The sequence below is a fragment of the Kitasatospora sp. NPDC007106 genome, assembly GCF_040634455.1.
In the GTDB taxonomy this organism is placed as follows: Bacteria; Actinomycetota; Actinomycetes; order Streptomycetales; family Streptomycetaceae; genus Kitasatospora; species Kitasatospora arboriphila.
Genome location: NZ_JBEYFP010000891.1, coordinates 1 through 2,297, shown reverse-complemented (window position 1 = coordinate 2,297; position 2,297 = coordinate 1). Strand labels below are relative to the sequence as shown.

The window sequence follows — 2,297 nt, the reverse complement described above, 5'->3', positions numbered from 1 at the left end:
CGGCGGCGGCCGCACTACGCCTGTGCGGCCGTCGGCGGGGCGGCCCGGTCAGGGGTCGAGGTCGTCGCCGCTTCGCTCGGCGAACTGGGCCATCGCCTTGAGGGTGATCGGCCCGGGGGCGGGCAGCTCGTGGCCGTCGATCCGGTGGACGCCCTGGACGTCGCGGAGGGTGGAGGTCAGGAAGACCTCCTCGGCCTCGAACAGCACCTCGAAGGGCAGGTCGGCCTCCTCGGCGCCGCTCCAGTCGACGACCAGCCGGCGGGTGATGCCGGCCAGGCAGCCGGACTCGAGGGGCGGGGTGAGCAGCCGGCCGCCGAGGACGACGAAGACGTTGGAGCCGGTGCCCTCGCAGAGCCGCCCGGCGGTGTTGGCGAAGAGCGCCTCGGAGGCGCCGGCCCGGTGCGCGGTCGCGAGCGCCACCACGTTCTCGGCGTAGGAGGTGGTCTTGAGGCCGGCGACGGCGCTGTGCTCGTTGCGGCGCCACGGCACGGTGACCACCGCGGTCGTGTCCGGGCGCGGCTTGGCGGTGCCGAGGGCGACGACCAGGGTGGGCGCGTCCTCGCCCCGCTCGGAGCCGAGCGGGGAGGTGCCGCCGGTGTAGGTGATCCGCATCCGGCCGAGCGGCATCGGGTTGGCGGCGAGCACGGCCGCGCAGGCCTCGCGGACGGCGTCGTGGTCCGGGTCGGCGAGGCCGAGACCGCGGGCGGAGCGGGTGAGCCGGTCGAGGTGGCGGGTGAGCGCGAAGGCCTGCCCGTCGACGGCCTTGACCGTCTCGAAGACGCCGTCGCCGACGGTGAGGCCGTGGTCCAGGACGGAGACGGCGGCACTGCCGGCGTCCACGAGGTTGCCGTTGACCCAGATCATCGAGTGCTGCTCCCGGGGTTGTTCAGTGGGTGCTGGTGCCCGACGCTATCGCGACCAGGCGGGCCGCCTTGAGCTCGGTCTCGTCCCATTCGCGCTCGGGGTCGGAGCCCCAGGTGATGCCGGCGCCGGTGCCGAACCGGAGGACGGGCGCGCCGCCCGTCCGGTCGATCCAGAAGGTGCGGATGCCGACGGCGAGTTCGGCCTCGCCGCGGTCGGCGTCCACCCAGCCGACGGCGCCGCAGTAGGGGCCGCGGGGGGCGGTCTCGAGGGTGTCGATGATCCGCAGCGCGCTGGACTTCGGCGCGCCGGTGACCGAGCCGGGCGGGAAGGTGGCGGCGAGCAGCTCGGGCCAGCCGGCGCCGTCCCGCAGCCGGCCCTCGACGGTGGAGACCAGGTGGACGAGGCCCGGGTGCTTCTCGACCGCGCAGAGGTCGGGGACGGTGACGGTGCCGGTCCCGCAGACCCGGCCGAGGTCGTTGCGGACCAGGTCGACGATCATCACGTTCTCGGCGTGGTCCTTCTCCAGCAGGTCGGCCTCGGTGCGGCCGGTGCCCTTGATCGGGCCGGAGGAGACGGTGCGGCCGCGGCGGCGCAGGTAGAGCTCGGGCGAGGCGGTGGCGATCTCCACCCCGTGCTCGGGCAGGCGGATCGTTCCTGCGTACGGCGCGGGGTTGCCGCGGGCCAGCAGGCCGGTGAGCGCGTCGATGTCGGAGCGCTCCGGGTCGGGCAGCGGCGCGGAGAGCACCCGGCAGAGGTTCGCCTGGTAGACCTCGCCGGCCGCGATGTGCTCGCGGATCCGGCTGACGCCCGCGGTGTAGGCGGCCCGGTCGAGCGAGCTGTGCCAGTCCTCCGTCCGCGGACCGAGCCAGCCGGCGGTGGCCGGCGGCGCCGGGTCGGGGCGGACCTCGTCGAAGCGGGCGCAGGTGAGACGGCCCTCGAAGTCGTACGCGACCGCCCAGAAGCCGCCGCGGTCGAGGACCGCGGGGTCGCCGGAGACCTCGCGCAGCCCGGTGGCGAGACGGCCGCCGAAGCGGGCGATCGGCTGGTCGGGGCTGAGGGGGGCGGTGCGGCCGGACACGGTTCTCCTGCGCGGACTCGGGTGCTGCTCCGCGCGGATGCGGCGCGGGGCCGGTTCGGGGATTGCCCGGTGCCTGAAGTGTAGGTCGGCGGCCCGCCGGGGCGGCCGGGGGCGGCCCTTGGACCTGCGCCGCAGCCCCCGCCCCGGGCGGCCGGGGAGCCACCCGGACGGCTGACGGAGCACCACCTTCCGGCCACCCCCGCGCCACGCTGCGGGAACGGATTTTTAGCTGGCCCGGGAATCCGCTAGAGTTCAACACGTCGCCGGGACGCGGAACCGAAGAAAAGCGGGGAAGCAGCCGGGAGACAGGCGGACGTGGCTCAGTTGGTAGAGCATCACCTTGCCAAGGTGAGGG

2 protein-coding genes are annotated in these 2,297 nt (G+C 75.1%); both read right to left on the bottom strand.

Going from position 1 to position 2,297, the window contains the following annotated elements; translation table 11 throughout:
• Nucleotides 1–48 precede the first annotated feature (48 nt).
• Nucleotides 49–864 carry an aminodeoxychorismate lyase gene (locus ABZ641_RS33700; RefSeq protein WP_359988081.1) on the bottom strand — a complete coding sequence of 272 codons (816 nt, stop codon included), beginning with the start codon at nucleotides 862–864 and terminating at the stop codon, nucleotides 49–51.
• Nucleotides 865–886: 22 nt separating this feature from the next.
• The gene (locus ABZ641_RS33695; protein WP_359988083.1) at nucleotides 887–1,903 is read right to left on the bottom strand and encodes a chorismate-binding protein; all 1,017 of its coding nucleotides are present in this window, start codon (nucleotides 1,901–1,903) and stop codon (nucleotides 887–889) included.
• Between the last annotated feature and the right edge of the window lie 394 nt (nucleotides 1,904–2,297).

What these genes read in the sequence shown, in the direction of transcription:
- ABZ641_RS33700 (WP_359988081.1), bottom strand. Translation starts at nt 864, where the DNA reads ATGATCTGGGTCAACGGCAACCTCGTGGACGCCGGCAGTGCCGCCGTC.